The organism is Microbacterium phyllosphaerae (assembly GCF_017876435.1).
Lineage (GTDB): Bacteria > Actinomycetota > Actinomycetes > Actinomycetales > Microbacteriaceae > Microbacterium > Microbacterium phyllosphaerae.
This window is the reverse complement of sequence record NZ_JAGIOA010000001.1, coordinates 1,463,019-1,477,292: the sequence shown is the minus strand read 5'-3', so window position 1 is coordinate 1,477,292 and position 14,274 is coordinate 1,463,019. Positions and strand designations below refer to the sequence as shown.

17 protein-coding genes and 2 tRNA genes are annotated in these 14,274 nt (G+C 66.9%); 4 read left to right on the top strand and 15 right to left on the bottom strand.

What is annotated here, in order from left to right; genetic code table 11:
* Positions 1 to 23: 23 nt before the first annotated feature.
* Complete coding sequence (locus tag JOF42_RS06895) at positions 24 to 1,565, bottom strand: APC family permease (protein ID WP_210097184.1); 1,542 nt, start codon at positions 1,563 to 1,565, stop codon at positions 24 to 26.
* A 99-nt stretch (positions 1,566 to 1,664) separates the two neighbouring features.
* On the bottom strand, positions 1,665 to 2,030 hold the full coding sequence (locus tag JOF42_RS06890; RefSeq protein ID WP_210097183.1) for a winged helix-turn-helix transcriptional regulator: 366 nt from the start codon (positions 2,028 to 2,030) through the stop codon (positions 1,665 to 1,667).
* Positions 2,031 to 2,124: 94 nt separating this feature from the next.
* Between JOF42_RS06890 and JOF42_RS06885 the strand changes: the two genes are divergently transcribed.
* Positions 2,125 to 2,970 carry an SDR family oxidoreductase gene (locus JOF42_RS06885; protein ID WP_210097182.1) on the top strand — a complete coding sequence of 282 codons (846 nt, stop codon included), beginning with the start codon at positions 2,125 to 2,127 and terminating at the stop codon, positions 2,968 to 2,970.
* Positions 2,971 to 3,042: 72 nt separating this feature from the next.
* Here JOF42_RS06885 and JOF42_RS06880 read toward each other — a convergent pair whose 3' ends face one another.
* The 4 genes from JOF42_RS06880 to JOF42_RS06865 form a co-directional block, all read right to left on the bottom strand.
* The gene (locus JOF42_RS06880; RefSeq protein WP_210097181.1) at positions 3,043 to 3,399 is read right to left on the bottom strand and encodes a hypothetical protein; all 357 of its coding nucleotides are present in this window, start codon (positions 3,397 to 3,399) and stop codon (positions 3,043 to 3,045) included.
* Positions 3,396 to 4,019, bottom strand: coding sequence for an Asp23/Gls24 family envelope stress response protein (locus tag JOF42_RS06875; protein WP_210097180.1), 624 nt, complete (start codon positions 4,017 to 4,019; stop codon positions 3,396 to 3,398). The genes JOF42_RS06880 and JOF42_RS06875 overlap by 4 nt, the downstream gene beginning before the upstream one ends.
* On the bottom strand, positions 4,016 to 4,582 hold the full coding sequence (locus JOF42_RS06870; protein ID WP_210097179.1) for an RNA polymerase sigma factor: 567 nt from the start codon (positions 4,580 to 4,582) through the stop codon (positions 4,016 to 4,018). The genes JOF42_RS06875 and JOF42_RS06870 overlap by 4 nt, the downstream gene beginning before the upstream one ends.
* Before the next feature lie 123 nt (positions 4,583 to 4,705).
* A complete protein-coding gene (locus JOF42_RS06865) occupies positions 4,706 to 5,170 on the bottom strand; it encodes an Asp23/Gls24 family envelope stress response protein (RefSeq protein WP_210097178.1) in 465 nt (154 codons plus the stop codon).
* 151 nt (positions 5,171 to 5,321) lie between these two features.
* Here JOF42_RS06865 and JOF42_RS06860 point away from each other — a divergent pair, with 151 nt between their 5' ends.
* Positions 5,322 to 5,933 carry a TetR/AcrR family transcriptional regulator gene (locus tag JOF42_RS06860; protein ID WP_210097177.1) on the top strand — a complete coding sequence of 204 codons (612 nt, stop codon included), beginning with the start codon at positions 5,322 to 5,324 and terminating at the stop codon, positions 5,931 to 5,933.
* Positions 5,934 to 7,616: an MDR family MFS transporter gene (locus JOF42_RS06855; RefSeq protein WP_210097176.1), complete on the top strand. Its 1,683-nt coding sequence runs from the start codon at positions 5,934 to 5,936 to the stop codon at positions 7,614 to 7,616.
* Positions 7,617 to 7,679: 63 nt separating this feature from the next.
* On the opposite strand, the gene JOF42_RS06850 is transcribed toward JOF42_RS06855, so the two are convergent.
* Complete coding sequence (locus JOF42_RS06850; RefSeq protein WP_210097175.1) at positions 7,680 to 7,862, bottom strand: hypothetical protein; 183 nt, start codon at positions 7,860 to 7,862, stop codon at positions 7,680 to 7,682.
* 134 nt (positions 7,863 to 7,996) lie between these two features.
* Here JOF42_RS06850 and JOF42_RS06845 point away from each other — a divergent pair, with 134 nt between their 5' ends.
* On the top strand, positions 7,997 to 8,560 hold the full coding sequence (locus JOF42_RS06845) for a GNAT family N-acetyltransferase (protein WP_210097174.1): 564 nt from the start codon (positions 7,997 to 7,999) through the stop codon (positions 8,558 to 8,560).
* Positions 8,561 to 8,606: 46 nt separating this feature from the next.
* On the opposite strand, the gene JOF42_RS06840 is transcribed toward JOF42_RS06845, so the two are convergent.
* The 8 genes from JOF42_RS06840 to JOF42_RS06805 all read right to left on the bottom strand — a co-directional run bounded on the left by JOF42_RS06840 (position 8,607) and on the right by JOF42_RS06805 (position 14,147).
* Positions 8,607 to 8,680, bottom strand: a tRNA-Met gene (locus JOF42_RS06840).
* A 34-nt stretch (positions 8,681 to 8,714) separates the two neighbouring features.
* Positions 8,715 to 8,786: transfer RNA gene (locus JOF42_RS06835), tRNA-Thr, on the bottom strand.
* A 69-nt stretch (positions 8,787 to 8,855) separates the two neighbouring features.
* A complete protein-coding gene (locus JOF42_RS06830; protein ID WP_210097173.1) occupies positions 8,856 to 10,073 on the bottom strand; it encodes a M23 family metallopeptidase in 1,218 nt (405 codons plus the stop codon).
* Positions 10,074 to 10,195: 122 nt separating this feature from the next.
* Positions 10,196 to 10,990 (bottom strand): inositol monophosphatase family protein, encoded by a 795-nt coding sequence (locus JOF42_RS06825; protein WP_210097172.1) that lies wholly within the window; start codon positions 10,988 to 10,990, stop codon positions 10,196 to 10,198.
* On the bottom strand, positions 10,987 to 11,946 hold the full coding sequence (locus JOF42_RS06820) for a hypothetical protein (RefSeq protein ID WP_210097171.1): 960 nt from the start codon (positions 11,944 to 11,946) through the stop codon (positions 10,987 to 10,989). The genes JOF42_RS06825 and JOF42_RS06820 overlap by 4 nt, the downstream gene beginning before the upstream one ends.
* Before the next feature lie 112 nt (positions 11,947 to 12,058).
* The gene (locus tag JOF42_RS06815; RefSeq protein WP_210097170.1) at positions 12,059 to 12,853 is read right to left on the bottom strand and encodes an enoyl-CoA hydratase/isomerase family protein; all 795 of its coding nucleotides are present in this window, start codon (positions 12,851 to 12,853) and stop codon (positions 12,059 to 12,061) included.
* A 46-nt stretch (positions 12,854 to 12,899) separates the two neighbouring features.
* Positions 12,900 to 13,391 (bottom strand): FBP domain-containing protein, encoded by a 492-nt coding sequence (locus tag JOF42_RS06810; protein ID WP_210097169.1) that lies wholly within the window; start codon positions 13,389 to 13,391, stop codon positions 12,900 to 12,902.
* Positions 13,392 to 13,439: 48 nt separating this feature from the next.
* The gene (locus JOF42_RS06805) at positions 13,440 to 14,147 is read right to left on the bottom strand and encodes a FadR/GntR family transcriptional regulator (RefSeq protein ID WP_210097168.1); all 708 of its coding nucleotides are present in this window, start codon (positions 14,145 to 14,147) and stop codon (positions 13,440 to 13,442) included.
* Positions 14,148 to 14,274 lie beyond the last annotated feature (127 nt).

Here is a 14,274-nt window from a genome sequence, read left to right as displayed (position 1 = left end):
ACCCGTGCGCCGCCCGATCCCGATCAGATGCCGCCGTCGATCGAGCGGATGAAGTCACCCGGCTCGTCAGGCACCATGACCTGCGTGTCGCGGTTGAGGCTCTCGCCTCGGAAGAACCGCTTCGAACGCGGGAACAGGTACCAGACGAACATCAGCACCAGGCCGATGGCCAGTGAGCCGATGCCGATCACGAAGGTGCCGCCGATTCCGAAGAGCACGGTGTAGCCGTAGTCGACGTCCCACATGTCGATCGCCGACTGCACGAATGCACCCGTGAGCATGAGCCCGCCGAGGAGCGGGAAGAGCCCCTTGAAGAAGAAGTCCCGCGCAGAGGTGGTGAGGTCCTTGCGGAAGTACCACACGCACGCGAAGCCGGTGATGGCGTAGTAGAACGCGATCGCGAGCCCGAGCGACAGGATCGAGTCCTGCAGGATGTTGTCGCTGATCAGGGTCATCCCGACGTAGTAGGCGGACGCGACGACGCCCATGACGATCGTCGAGAACGACGGCGTCTTGAAGGTCGGGTGCACGTCCTTGAACTTCGCGGGCAGAGCACGGTAGACGCCCATCGCGAGGGTGCCGCGCGCCGTCGGGAGGATCGTCGTCTGGGTCGAGGAGACCGCCGAGATGATCACGGCGACGACCAGCATCCAGCCGAAGGGTCCGAGCAGGCCGTCCTTGATGGCGAGGAAGAAGTCGTCGGCGTTCGCCTCGTTGCCGAGCCCGGTGCCGGTCTCGCCGAGGCCGGCGTACATCATGGCGGCGATCGTCACGCCGACGTAGGTGAAGAGCAGGATGACGGTCGTCAGCAGTGCGGCCCGCCCCGGGATGCGCTTCGGGTCTTTGGTCTCTTCATTCAGCGCCAGGCAGGTGTCCCAGCCCCAGTAGATGAAGAGGGCGAGCAGGATCGACTCGGTGAAGCCCGACCAGGACGTGAAGCCGAACGGGTTCAGCCACTCGAGGTCGAACGGGGTCGGGTTCGGCGCCGTCCCGGCGAAGAACTGCCAGAGCGCCGCCACCACGAAGATCGCGAGAGCGAGGTACTGGATGCCGAGCAGGATGTTCTGGATGCGCTCGCCGATCTCGACACCGCGCCAGCTCACCCACGTCATCGAGGCGATGAAGAGAACCGCGACGAGGATGATGCGCCAGTCGTTGTTCTCGAGGTCGAACCCGATCAGCGACCAGAAGTACACCGACGCGATCTGGGCGAGGTTGGCGAGCACGACCATGCCGGCGACGGCCACGCCCCAGCCGCCCATCCAGCCGACCCACGGACCGAACGCCTTCGTGCCCCAGGTGAATGTCGTGCCGCAGTCGGGCACGGCGTTGTTCAGCTCACGGTAGGCGAAGGCGATCAGCAGCATCGGCACGAACGCGATGATGAACGCGATCGGCGCCTGCGCTCCGACGGCGAGCACCACGAACCCGAGCGTGGCGACGAGCGAGTACACCGGCGCGGTGGACGCGAGACCGATGACCGTGGACCCCCACAGCCCCAGCGAACCGGTTGCGAGCCCCTTGCCGTCGGGGCGTTCCAGATGGATCGGCGTCGTAGCTGACATGCTCAGAAGATACGGCCACTACGGTTATCGCGTCAATCCTTTTCTCGGACCGACGGATTTCGTGGAGACGAGTCGTTGTCAACAACGGAATCCGTTGACCTATCGTCGAGCGGTCATCCCGTCGGCATGATCGGCCACCCACTCGACGAGCGGCAGCATCCGCTCCATCAGATCGCGGCCGAGCGGCGTCAGGCTGTACTCCACGTGCGGGGGCACGGTCGGGAACGATTCGCGGTGCACGAGTCCGTCATCAGCGAGGGTGCGGAGAGTCGAGGCCAGCATCTTCTCGCTGATACCGCCCACCTCGCGTCGCAGCTCGCCCCAGCGGCGCGTCCCGTCGGAGAGAGACGAGAGCACGAGCACACCCCACTTGCTCATGACGTGGTCGAGGATCACGCGGGTGCTGCATCCGGGCTCGAAGATCTGCGGGGTGGACTCCCTGATCTGCGCATAACTAACCTTCATGTACGTACCTTACTTCAAAGTGGGTACCGGTGGTCTGGAATGTTCCACTCCTACCCGACGGTTGTGGGTCATGTCACCTACGAAAGGACACCCCATGACCATCCTCGTCACCGGCGCGACCGGCAATCTCGGACGCCTCGTCATCGCAAGCCTCCTCGAGCGCGGCACGGACCCGCAGTCGATCGTCGCGGGTGCTCGTGACGTCACCAAGGCCGAGGGGCTGGGCGTGCGAGTCGCTCGCCTCGACTACACCGACCCCTCGTCGATCACGGCGGCACTCGACGGCGTCGACTCCGTCCTCCTGATCTCGGGTTCGGAGGTCGGACAGCGCGTCGCCCAGCACGAGGCCGTCATCGACGCCGCGAAGCAGGCCGGCGTCACGAAGTTCGTCTACACCAGCGCGCCGAAGGCGACGACGAGCGACCTGGTCCTCGCTCCCGAGCACAAGGCCACCGAGGAGCTCATCCAGGCCTCCGGGCTCCCGTCCGTGATCCTCCGCAACAACTGGTACACCGAGAACTACGCCGCAGACCTGGCCCGCGCCGCCGAGACGGGAGTCCTCGCCGCAGGCGTCGGCGACGGGCGAGTCGCCTCTGCGAGCCGCAGGGACTTCGCGGATGCCGCAGCCGTGGTGCTTCTCGAAGACGGCCACATCGGCGAGGTCTACGAGCTGGGCGGCGACGTCGCCTGGAACTACGCCGACCTGGCCGCGGCGATCGCGGAGATCTCCGGGCGCGACGTGACCTACCAGCCGCTGACTGCTGACGAGCAGCGCGCCGGCCTCCTGGCGGCGGGCCTCGACGAGGGCACCGCCGGCTTCGTGGTCGCCCTGGACGCCGGCATCGGCTCCGGCGCACTCGCCGACACCGACGGTACGCTCGCGCGCCTCATCGGCCGCCCGACCACGCCGCTCGTCGACGGCCTGCGCTCGATCGCCTGACCCCTCACCACCAGAACGCCAAGAGGCGCCGATCTTCACCCAAGATCGGCGCCTCTGCGTGCTCACGCGGACTCAGTCCGACGATGCCTCCCGAGGATGGACATACGCGATGGTGAGCACGATGTCGGCGAGCGCCAGGCCGTCAGCGGTGAGGGTCCGCTCGACCACCGCACGCACCTCGCGGAGCGTGGCGACGGCGCCCGCCGAGTATTCGATCCCGAGCGATGCTTCGACCTGCGCGGCATCGCCGGAGATCCGCACCGCGACGAGGGGTTCGTCGGAGCGGTTGATGCCGAGCGCGACCGCGCTCGTGCCGACGAGATTCGAGATCAGCGAACCTGCGCGATAGAGGCTGCGAACGCCCGTCGTCGCGAGCACCGCCGCCTCCACGCGCTCCGCGAGTCCCTCGTGGGTCACTGGGTTCGTCATGACTTCTCCTCGGTCGAGTCGCTGACCCTCTGGACATCACGCACCGTGATGTCGATCCCGGTCAGGGCGAGGTCGGTGTGCCGGTGCACCCGCTCACCCACCTCCTGCCGCAGCCGTTCGACGGCCGCGGGGATCGATTCGCCGTACAGGGTGTTGACCTCGATGGTGATCCGAATGGGCGCGCCCGCCGTCGTGACATCGCCCTCGAGCGTCGAGTGACCGACGAGGATGCCGGGAACCGCGTTCTCGGCAGAGCGGATCAGGCCGCGAACGGCTCCCTCGGTGATCCCGAAGTCGACACCCGCCTCTGCCTCCTCGAACGGGATGCGGCGACCGGCACGGGCATCCAGGGCGATCCCGCTGAGGATGCGGTCGACCCAGCTGTCGTCGACCTCGGGCATCGCCGCGGTATCCGCCTCCATCAGCTGCCCACCCAACCCGCGCAGACGTTCGAGCGCGTCGAGCGCGAGCTGACACCCGGGCGAACCCTCGATGTCAAGGTCGAGAGGCAGACGCCCTGCCTCGAGGTAGTCGGTCAGCTCCTCGAGCGTGTGTCCATCGAGATCACTCGGTTCGAGACCGAGCTGACGCACGTCGGGAGTCTCCTGCTCTTCAGTCATCGCCACGCCTCCATCCGCACGATCATGAACTTTCGGGCTCGGGCGAGCAGGCCTCGAGCGGTCGAGACGGAGATGCCCAGTTCCGCGGCGATCTCGTCGTAGGAGTATCCGCCCATCTCGCGGAGCACCCAGCACTCGCGCTGTGCGGCGGGAAGCTCCTGCAGAGCGGCTCCCAGGGCCGCGACACCCTCACGCGCCTCCACGACCCGTGCAGGCGAGTCCTTCGAGGGGGCCGCCTGCTCCATGTCATCCACGTCGAGTGTCGGGCGCAACGCCCGAATGCGATCCACGGCCTTGCGGCTCACGATCCTCATCAGCCAGCTCTTGACCTTCGCGGGGTCGTCGAGTTCCGAGAACCGCTGCCACGCGGTGACGAACGTCTCCTGCACGATGTCGTCGACGTCGGCGGAAGCGTTCAGCATCCGGTGCGTGTATGCGCGCATCATCGGCGTGTACCTGCGGACGAGCACCGCGAACGCGGCGACGTCGCCGTCCATCGCGCGTCCGGCGACGATCCGGTCGTCAGCCTGCTCGAGAGCAGAGCGAAATGGTTCCCCAGCCATGCGCGGACTCCTTTTTCCATGCCCCCGAATAGATTCGGAGCGAACCCGAGATCGGATGGGATGCCCGATCCGATCTCGAGTTCATGAGGTGCTGATCCGATCACTCGTCCAGACCTCGAGGGGTCACAGGACACGAGCCTCCGCACCGCCGTCGACGTCAACGTCATCGGCCGGCTCGTCGTCGGCCGGGATGTGCACGTCGTTGATGGTCACATTCACCTCGACGGCCTGCTTGCCGACGTACTCGGCCATCGCAAGGGAGATGGCGGCTCGGACCTCGTCGGCGACCTTGTGCAGCGCGGCCGGGTACTCGGCGACGATCGTGACGTCGACGGCGACCTGAGTTTCGCCGACCTCGACACTGACGCCCTGAGAGAGATCGGTGGAGTTGAGCGCGTCGCGGATGGCGCCCACCGCGCGAGCCGCTCCCCCACCGAGAGCATGGACACCCGGCACCTCCCGAGCGGCGATGCCCGCGATCTTCGCGACGACACCGTTCTCGATGACCGTCTGGCCCGTCGACGGCGCTGCCGTCTCGGTCGCTGCGACCTGAGCCTTCGACCCGGTGCTGTTCGTCACGTTCGCCATGGTGCGCTCCTTCATCCGAATGTCCGCCCCGTCGGGGGCGGGTCGCAGTGCCGCGACACCACTAAGACGGATGCTACGAACCATTCGTCACAAAGTGCTCCGAGATTTCTTCACAGTGCACTCTTAGGTTCAGAGTGCAATATTGCACTCTATGAGCCAGAGTGCAGATTCATTGCGGGGCCAGCGCAAGCGCGAGACATCGCGCGCGCTGACCGAGGCCGCCCGACGGTTGACCGCTGAACACGGGTTCGCCGGCTTCACGGTCGAGGAGCTGTGCACCGAGGTCGGCGTCTCGCGACGGACGTTCTTCAACTACTTCGAGAGCAAGGAGAACGCCGTCTTCGGCTTCGCCGCGATCGACCCCCGTCAGGAGGCACTCGAAGAGGACTTCGTGGCCCGTGCCGGTGACCTGCTCGACGACTTCATCGAGCTGACCATTGCTCGGTTCGACCTGTTCAATCCGCTCGACGACGCCCCCGCCATGTTCGCGATCATCGAGCAGGAGCCGCGCCTCATCAAGGCGGCGTTCGAGCAGATCGCCAAGAACGAACGTCGTGACATGGCGCTGATCGTCCGGCGAACAGGCGGCGGCGCCGGCGCCGAACTGCGCGCCGAGGTACTCGTCCATTCGGTCGGTGCACTGGTGCGCCTGAGCATGGACCAGCTGCTCCACCACCACTCGACCGACTCCTTCAGCGATCTCGTCAGCCGTCGGCTCGAAGTCGCTCGCACCGTGTACGCACCATCACAGAAAGCCGACTGAATGTCCGCCACCGCCACCAAGGATGCGCCCTTCCTGCTCACGAAGCGGCGCATCTGGATCATCTTCAGCGCCCTGATCGCGGGCATGCTGCTCTCCAGCCTCGACCAGACGATCGTCTCGACCGCGATGCCGACGATCGTCGGCCAGCTCGGCGGCGTCGACCACCAGGTCTGGATCACCACCGCCTACCTACTCGCGACCACCATCGTCATGCCGATCTACGGCAAGTTCGGCGATGTGCTGGGCCGCCGCAATCTCTTCCTCGTCGCGATCGCCCTGTTCACTCTCGCCTCCGTCGGATGCGCCTTCGCCACGGACTTCTGGATGTTCGTCATCTTCCGCGCCCTTCAGGGGCTCGGCGGCGGCGGACTGATGATCCTGTCGCAGGCGATCATCGCCGACATCGTCCCGGCCAACGAGCGTGGCAAGTACATGGGACCGCTCGGCGCCGTGTTCGGCCTGTCGGCTGTCGCCGGCCCCCTCCTCGGCGGCTTCTTCGTCGACCACCTCACCTGGCAGTGGGCGTTCTACATCAACATCCCGGTGGGTATCGCGGCGTTCATCATCGCCCTCGTGGCGCTCAAGCTGCCGAGCAAGAAGGCTCAGAAGCCGATCGACATCTTCGGCGTGATCTTCCTCTCGATCGCCACCACGTGCCTGATCTTCTTCACCGACTTCGGCGGCGACAAGGAGTTCGGCTGGGATTCGCTGGCCACCTGGGCCTGGGGTGCGGGGCTCATCGTCGCGGCCACCGCCTTCGTCATCACGGAGTCGAAGGTGCAGGACCCGATCATCCCGTTGAGCCTGTTCCGCAACCCGATCTTCGTGAACGCGACCGCGATCGGTCTCGTGCTCGGAATCGGCATGTTCGCCGCGATCGGGTTCGTGCCCACGTTCCTGCAGATGTCTTCCGGAACATCCGCGGCAGCATCCGGACTGCTGATGATCCCGATGATGGTGGGCCTGATCGGAACCTCGATCTTCTCGGGCATCGCGATCTCGAAGACCGGGAAGTACAAGATCTATCCGATCGTGGGCACGATCCTCACCGGCATCGCGATGGTCTCGATGACCACGCTGTCGGCCGAGACTCCGATCTGGCTGATCTGCACGTTCCTCTTCGTGTTCGGCGCAGGACTCGGCCTCATCATGCAGGTCGTCGTCCTGGTCGTGCAGAACGCGGTCCCGTCCGGCGAGATCGGCACGGCCACCAGCACGAACAACTACTTCCGCGAGGTCGGCGCATCGCTCGGCACCGCGGTGTTCGGCACGATCTTCACGACGCGCCTCACCGAGAACCTGCTCGGTGTGTTCGCGGACGCAGGCGCCTCACCGGACGCCGCATCGCAGGCCGCGTCGACGATCGACCCCGCGACGCTCAGCTCGCTGCCCGATGAGGTGCGAGACGGCATCGTGACGGCCTACGCGGATGCTCTCGCACCCGTGTTCTGGTACCTCGTGCCGTTCATCGTGCTCGCACTCGTGCTGTCGCTGTTCCTCAAGCAGATCCCCCTCTCGGATCAGGCCGGACTCGTCGCCCGGGGCGAGGCGATCAGCGGCGAAGAGGCCGAGCGTCTGGAGGCCGAGCAGCGCGGCCCCTCTGGACGACGGACTGACGCCGCGCCTGACGACGAGGACAGCGTCTCGGCCGGCCGGAGCGACGCCCCGCCCACCATGCGGTGACCCACTGGCACAGACCACGGGCCCGCTCCTCGGATGAGGAGCGGGCCCGTGGCGTCTGCGCGATCAGGGAAGGTCGCCGACCTCGAGCTCATCGGGGTGATCCGCGTTGTCGCCGTCGGCCTTCTGATCCTCTCCAGGGGTCGCGGGGTCGACCTCGGGATCCGGGTCGTTCGTCACGAAGTCGGCGTCCACGCCGACCGCTTCGATCCCGGAGCCTGATTCCGGTGTTGCCTGAGGGTCTGACATGTTCGCTCCGATCGTCTGTTGCAGCAAAGGACGTTCAGTCTCGCCGCCGCGCGAGTCGGACGGCATCCCCTTGACAGGGGATCGACCTTGCGGGGGTCTCGCCATGTCGACGATGACCATGCGACCATCGGACCATGAACGACACCCCGCTGGCCCTTCCGACCCTCATGGGCGAACGAACGCGCCTTCGAGAGTGGCGCCCGGAAGACGTCGCCGTCGTGCAGGAGGCATCCGGCGACTCCCTGATCCCGCTCGTCACGACTGTTCCGCGCACCAGAGGTGAGGCGGAGGCTCTGTCATTCATCGGTCGCCAACACGATCGACTCAAGTCCGGAGCTGGCTATGCGTTCGCCATCGCCGACCTCGAAGACCGCGCGGTCGGGCACATCGGCCTCTTTTTCGCCGCCGGCGCTCGCGCGAGCGTGGGCTACTGGATCGCTTCGTCGCACCGTCGCCGTGGGTATGCGCGCGATGCGCTGGTCACCGTGACGGCGTGGGCGATCAGACTTCAGCAACTGGATCGCGTCGAACTGTACATCGAGCCCGGTAATCACGGCTCCTTGCGCGTGGCAGCGCAGGCCGGTTACAAGCGTGAGGCTCTCCTGCGAGCCTGGATGCGGATCGACGGGCGACCCCGCGATATGTACATGTACTCGAAGCTCACCGAGCGCGCTCTGACTTCCTCGGACCGAAGCTGACAGCGGGAACGCAAAAACCCCCGGGAATCCCGGGGGTTTTCATCTGTAGCAGGAGCGGGGCTTGAACCCGCGACCTCACGATTATGAGTCGTGCGCTCTGACCAGCTGAGCTACCCTGCCACACCGCATCCGCATCGCAGATACGAACGCTGTGAGCCCCGAGTCAGGATTGAACTGACGACCCCTTCCTTACCATGGAAGTGCTCTGCCACTGAGCTATCGGGGCGTGCTGCCCCTCGCGGGGCAACCACACGAGAATACCATCACTGTGGCGTCCTCATGAAATCGAGGCGGGTCAGTACGAGTACCGGCCCGCGTTCTCGCGCAACCACGGCAGCGGATCGATCGTGCTGCCGTTGATGATGATCTCGAAATGCAGGTGAGCGCCGTACGAGCGACCGGTGTTACCCGTGTGCCCGACGATGTCGCCGACCTTGACGGTCTGCCCCGCCTTGACCTGGAGCGAGCCGTACTGCATGTGCGAGTAGTGGCTCGTGATGACCTGTCCATCGATCACGTGATCGATGTAGACGGTCACGCCGTAGGCGCCGCCCTGCTCGGTCGCGATGCGCACGACGCCATCCGCGATCGCCTGGATGGGTGCACCCTCGCCCGGGACGAAGTCGATTCCCTCGTGCAGACGGCCCCAGCGCATTCCGTAGCCCGAGCTCATGCCCACGCCGACCTTGAAGGGCCACTGGATGGCGGCCTCGGGGTCGTTGGTGAAGACCTCGTTGGAGTAGTTGATGCCCTCTTCCGACGCCACCTGGATCAGCGAGACGGTCGAGAAGCTGTCCGAGCGCGCGAGCGACTCGTTCTGCACATCGGACGAGGTGACGAACGCCTGGATCTCGTCGTCCGCCTCACCTGCGGCAGCCGATCCGGATGCGGCGACGAGAGACGTCGCTCCGACGGACTGCGCGCCCTGGACAGCAGCAACGGCTTCGGCGGGGAGCGTCATGCCCACGGCGAGGAGTCCTGCGATGCTCATCACGCCGACGGTCGCGCCGACGGCGAGGAACTTGCGGGCCTTCGGGCGGCGACGGGCAATGTGCTCGGCCGGCGCCTCGTCTGCGGCCGTTGCCTCGGGAGCGGGCTCGGTGACCGTGACGGTCTCGGTCGTGACGGCGCGGAACGCACGGGATGCGGACTCGAAAGCGTCGCCGACCGGTGCGTCCGCCTGAGCGGCGTCGCCTGCCTCAGCGAACACGGGCTCGGCGTGCGACTGCTCGGCGGCGTCGACGGACGGCTCAGCGACTTCCGTCGGGTCGATCACGTCGGTCGAATCAGAGGCAGCGGATGCCGCGGCGACTGCGGTCGCAGCGATGAAGACCTCTGCGGTGTTCAGTCGCTGACGAGCGGCGCGGCGCGAAAAGGGGGCTTCCGGGGTGGCCGGTGCGGCTTCGGAGACGGCTTCCGTCACTCCTGCCGCAGAGGCCTCGAAGGCCGCAGTGCGGGGACGGCTGGAGCGGCGCGTGGGCGCAGAGGCAGCCTGTGAATTCTCGAAGGGCAAAGCAGATTCTCTCGGGTTAAACGTCAAGCTCGGGGGCGCTTACAAAGTTCATCGATTCGGGCCGATGAAAGTAACGATCGGATAAACCCTAGCCTGCTCGACCTGGGAATGCCATGAATTCGTCACGTTTCATCTCGAAGAATCTCGAGGATGCGGTCGTGGACCCGGGTACCACCGGCGACGACCATGGGTCTCGGCGACGCGGTGTCGATGAGCGAGACCCGACCACCGGCTTCGCTGACGAGCAGTGCTCCTGCCGCATGATCCCAGGGCTTGAGCCCGCGCTCGAAGTATCCGTCCAGACGCCCGGCCGCGACGAAGGCGAGGTCCAGCGCTGCGGATCCGGCCCGACGAAGATCCCTCGCGATCGGCATGATCGCTCGAACGGTCGCGAGGTCGCCGTCATGCGTCGCCGGGTCGTACCCGAACCCGGTCGCCAGCAGCGCACCCGCGGGCGTCTCGGACGTGACCGCGAGCCGCTGCTCGCCGAGGAACGCGCCATGGCCCCGCGCGGCGGTGAACGTCTCTCCCGATGCGGGCGCGTAGACGGCTGCGGCGAGAGCGTTCCACTCCCCCGGCACGGCGGTGCCGCTCACGGCTGCGATGCTCACCGCATAGGAGGGGATGCCGTAGGCGTAGTTCACCGTTCCGTCGATCGGATCGACGACCCAGGTGATCCCCGTCTCTCCGGGATCGGCCTCGGACTCCTCACCGAGGAACCCGTCTCCCGGCCGGGCGGCCTGCAGGCGCGCACGGATGAGTGCCTCGACCTCGCGATCGGCATCGGTCACGATGTCGGCGAGTGTCGACTTCGTCGCTGCGAGGTGCACGCCCTCGGCGCGCCTCGTGCGTGCCAGGTCGCCGGCCTCGCGCGCGATCAGCGATGCGAGGTGGGCGAGTTCGAGCTCGAGGCTCACTGCGGCGGGTACGGCGGAGCCGGCGGGTACGTGGCCGGAGCCTGCGGATACGCGGTCGGAGCCTGCGGCGCGGGTGGGACGGCGGGGCCCTGCGCGTAGGGTTCGGGAGCGACCGGGAACGGAGCTGCCGGGAACTGCTGGGACGCCGGCGCGGCCGGCAACGCCGCCTGCTGCGGCGCCGACGGGTGTCCGGTGTAGTAGGCGTTCCAGTCCGGTGAGCCGTCGGGCAGGACGGGAAGCGGCGTGATGCCGTCGGCGTAGGACGGCCATGCGGGAGCCGCCGCGATTCCCTGCGCCGCCGCGGCCGCTGCGGGCTTGCGCGGAGCGAACAGCGCGTTCAGCAGGGGGATCAGCGTCGTTCCGACTGCCGCAAGGATCGTGAGCGCGACGACGATGCGCCAGTAGAGCTCTCCGTACTCGAACGTGTTCGGGAACGTGAGGAAGAACACGAGCATGCCCACGAGGCCGGCGAGGAACGCGACCGTGGCGATGTAGATGATACGCGTGAACGTCGTCACGTGACGCTGTGCTGCCGGAGTGAACAGCCGCACGTGCAGCAGCGCGAGCTGAAGGATGCCGACGACCAGCAGAAGCTGGAAGAAACGCTCCGCGCCCGTGAAGTACTGGTTGTCTTCGGGAAGCCAGATCTTCACCGCGCCGACCAGAAGGGCCACGATCCATGTGACCATGCTCGCCAGCGCGAGCCAGTCGGGACGATTCGGCGCCAGGCCCGCTTCGAGGATCGCGATCCCGGCGAAGGCCGCGAGCAGCAGGATCGTCAGGAAGGCGCGACCGATCAGGCCGTCCTGGTCGCCGACGAGCACCCACACGACGCAGACGAGCGCGGCAGCGATGAGCGCACCGATGGCGATCCAGATCGCCCCTCGGATCAGGAGGGACATGTTCTTCTTCTCGACCAGCGCCGACGGCTGCTGGGCGATCTCCGGCTGGGACATCGCATTCCTCTCGTTGAGCGGCGTTGCGTTCATCCTTGCACGCGGCGAGGGACGAGCCGGGTCGACGTCGCGAGCGGTGGACACATGAACCGCGTCAGGGGCGCTGCTGTGATCAGCTCTTCCGTGCCGACGAGGCCGCGAACGCGGCGATCCGGGCCTGCGCGTCGGGGGTCGCCATCGACGCCCCGATCGAGCGAGCCTCCTCGCTCAGCTGTGCGGCGAACGTGCGCTCGGGCTGCGAGCGCACGAGCCGCTTGGCGTGCCCGTATGCCTCGGCGGCCCCGGCGAGCCAGAAGCGGGCGACCTCTTCGGCTCGCGCGCGCACCTTCTCTGCTTCGTCCGACGAGTCGACCCCTTCGACGGCCTCCGCGACGAGCCCCCACTCGACGGCCTCTGCGGCCGAGAGCAGGCGATCCTGCAGCACGAGCTGAAGGGCCCGACGCTGCCCGATCGCGCGGGCGAGCTGTGCCGAGACGGAGAGATCAGGGGTGAGGCCGATGTTCGCATACAGACTGCCCAGGCGAGAGCGCGAGCCGACGACGGCGTAGTCGCTGCTGAGCAGGATGCCGAGGCCGCCCCCGGCCGTCGTGCCGTGGGCCGCCGCGACGACGGGCACCGCGGACTCGGTCAGCGACCGGATGCCCGCGTTGATGACCTCGGCGAGCGCGGTGATCTCGTCGCCCGATCCCATGGTCGTCGCCATCTCGATGACATCGCCGCCCGCGCAGAACGCCAGGCCCGCGGCATCCACCACGATCGCCTTCACGTCGGCCCGCGATGTCGCCTCCGCCGTCGCGTCACGCCACGCGTGGGCGAGATCAGCATTGAAGGCGTTGAGTCGCGCAGGGCGGTTCAGCGTGAGCCGGGCCAACCCCTCATCGACGGAAAACAGGATGGCATCGCTCATGGCTTCTCCTTCGAGCACAGGACGGATGCCCTCAGGGTAATCGCGATCAGGGTTCGTCCCGCACCCGCTTGGCGAAAGCCTCCATACGCCGCCTGGTGCCGTCGAGTCGCATGTCCACCTGTCCGGGTGCCAGCACCTCGTTGGGAGCGAGCGGGTGAGCGAGCCTCACATTCTCGTGGCACGAGAGGTCAGCGCAGATGTAGGTTCCCACAGAATCCCCTCGCGCCCCGGCGCCGCCCGCCCGCCGGGCGGAGAAGAGAGCCACCTGGTTGCCGGGCTGCATCGTGTGGCAGATGTTGCACATGCCCGCCCGGCCCCGGCCGGGATCCGAGACCCGCAGCACGAAGCCCGAGATCTCACCCTCGTGCTGGGTGAGGATGTAGCCGCGTCGACCGGCACTGGGGTCGCGCCAGGCGAAGAAGTCCAGATAGTCCCAGTCGATCAGGACGAAGTCGTGCGGCATCTCCATGACCCGCAGCTCATCCTCGTCCGCGTTGAGAAAGGACGCACGGATGTCTGCCTCGGTGAGCGCTCGCATCCGTCCAGTCTATGAACACCACGGGTCACCGGCGTCGGTGGTCCGCGACTACTCGGCGGCGCGCTGCATCGCCTCGTCCGCCTCCGAGACGATGTTCCGCATCGCGGTCGCCGCGGCATCCCCGTCACCGCTCGCCACCGCGAACGCGACATCGCGATGCCACTGGACCGCGCTCTGGTTCGCCACATGCGGCATCAGATCGTGCGCAGTCCTGCCGCGGAGGACCGCTTCGACCATGCCACCGAGAGCGGCGAGCATCCCGTTGCCCGAAGACTCGAGCAGCAACCGGTGGAAGCGGATGTCGGCGGTGAGGTAGCGTTCACGATCGGCGTCGTGGTCCTCCTGCCCCATCGCGACCACGAGTGACACGAGATCGACCTTCTGCTCGGAGGTCGCCGTGCCTGCGGCGAGCCTCGCAGCCAGGGGCTCGATCACCGAACGCAGCTGGCTGAGCTCGCGGAGCTGCGCGTCTCGCCCGGGCCCCGCCAGCGTCCAGGCGATCACCTCCGGCGCGTACACGTTCCATTCCGATCGAGGACGCACTTCGACGCCCGACTTGCGGCGCACCCAGACCAGCCCGAAGGACTCGAGAACACGCACGGCCTCGCGTGCGGCGGAGCGCGAGACTCCGCGCTCCTGGGCGAGTTCGACCGTGAGCATCCGCGAGCCCGGGGCATGCACGCCGTCGACGATGGCTCGACCGAGCTCCGCGACGAGGGAGTCGTGAACGGGGCTTCCGGCGCTGGAGACGGTCATATGTCGAGTATGCCCGCGCCGACCTCGTCACGCGGTACGTCTCACACCTTTGTTTCGATTATGTTGCGCATGACGTGCTATGCGTGCTTATTATGTACGGCATAAGGTCGTAAACCACGCCCGGATC

Coding starts and splice junctions, on each gene's coding strand:
- JOF42_RS06895 (WP_210097184.1), bottom strand. CDS start 1,565: ATGTCAGCTACGACGCCGATCCATCTGGAACGCCCCGACGGCAAGGGG.
- JOF42_RS06880 (WP_210097181.1), bottom strand. CDS start 3,399: ATGACGAACCCAGTGACCCACGAGGGACTCGCGGAGCGCGTGGAGGCG.
- JOF42_RS06805 (WP_210097168.1), bottom strand. CDS start 14,147: ATGACCGTCTCCAGCGCCGGAAGCCCCGTTCACGACTCCCTCGTCGCG.
- JOF42_RS06865 (WP_210097178.1), bottom strand. CDS start 5,170: ATGGCGAACGTGACGAACAGCACCGGGTCGAAGGCTCAGGTCGCAGCG.
- JOF42_RS06815 (WP_210097170.1), bottom strand. CDS start 12,853: ATGAGCGATGCCATCCTGTTTTCCGTCGATGAGGGGTTGGCCCGGCTC.
- JOF42_RS06855 (WP_210097176.1), top strand. CDS start 5,934: ATGTCCGCCACCGCCACCAAGGATGCGCCCTTCCTGCTCACGAAGCGG.
- JOF42_RS06890 (WP_210097183.1), bottom strand. CDS start 2,030: ATGAAGGTTAGTTATGCGCAGATCAGGGAGTCCACCCCGCAGATCTTC.
- JOF42_RS06850 (WP_210097175.1), bottom strand. CDS start 7,862: ATGTCAGACCCTCAGGCAACACCGGAATCAGGCTCCGGGATCGAAGCG.
- JOF42_RS06870 (WP_210097179.1), bottom strand. CDS start 4,582: ATGGCTGGGGAACCATTTCGCTCTGCTCTCGAGCAGGCTGACGACCGG.
- JOF42_RS06860 (WP_210097177.1), top strand. CDS start 5,322: ATGAGCCAGAGTGCAGATTCATTGCGGGGCCAGCGCAAGCGCGAGACA.
- JOF42_RS06875 (WP_210097180.1), bottom strand. CDS start 4,019: ATGACTGAAGAGCAGGAGACTCCCGACGTGCGTCAGCTCGGTCTCGAA.
- JOF42_RS06885 (WP_210097182.1), top strand. CDS start 2,125: ATGACCATCCTCGTCACCGGCGCGACCGGCAATCTCGGACGCCTCGTC.
- JOF42_RS06820 (WP_210097171.1), bottom strand. CDS start 11,946: ATGTCCCAGCCGGAGATCGCCCAGCAGCCGTCGGCGCTGGTCGAGAAG.
- JOF42_RS06810 (WP_210097169.1), bottom strand. CDS start 13,391: ATGCGAGCGCTCACCGAGGCAGACATCCGTGCGTCCTTTCTCAACGCG.
- JOF42_RS06845 (WP_210097174.1), top strand. CDS start 7,997: ATGAACGACACCCCGCTGGCCCTTCCGACCCTCATGGGCGAACGAACG.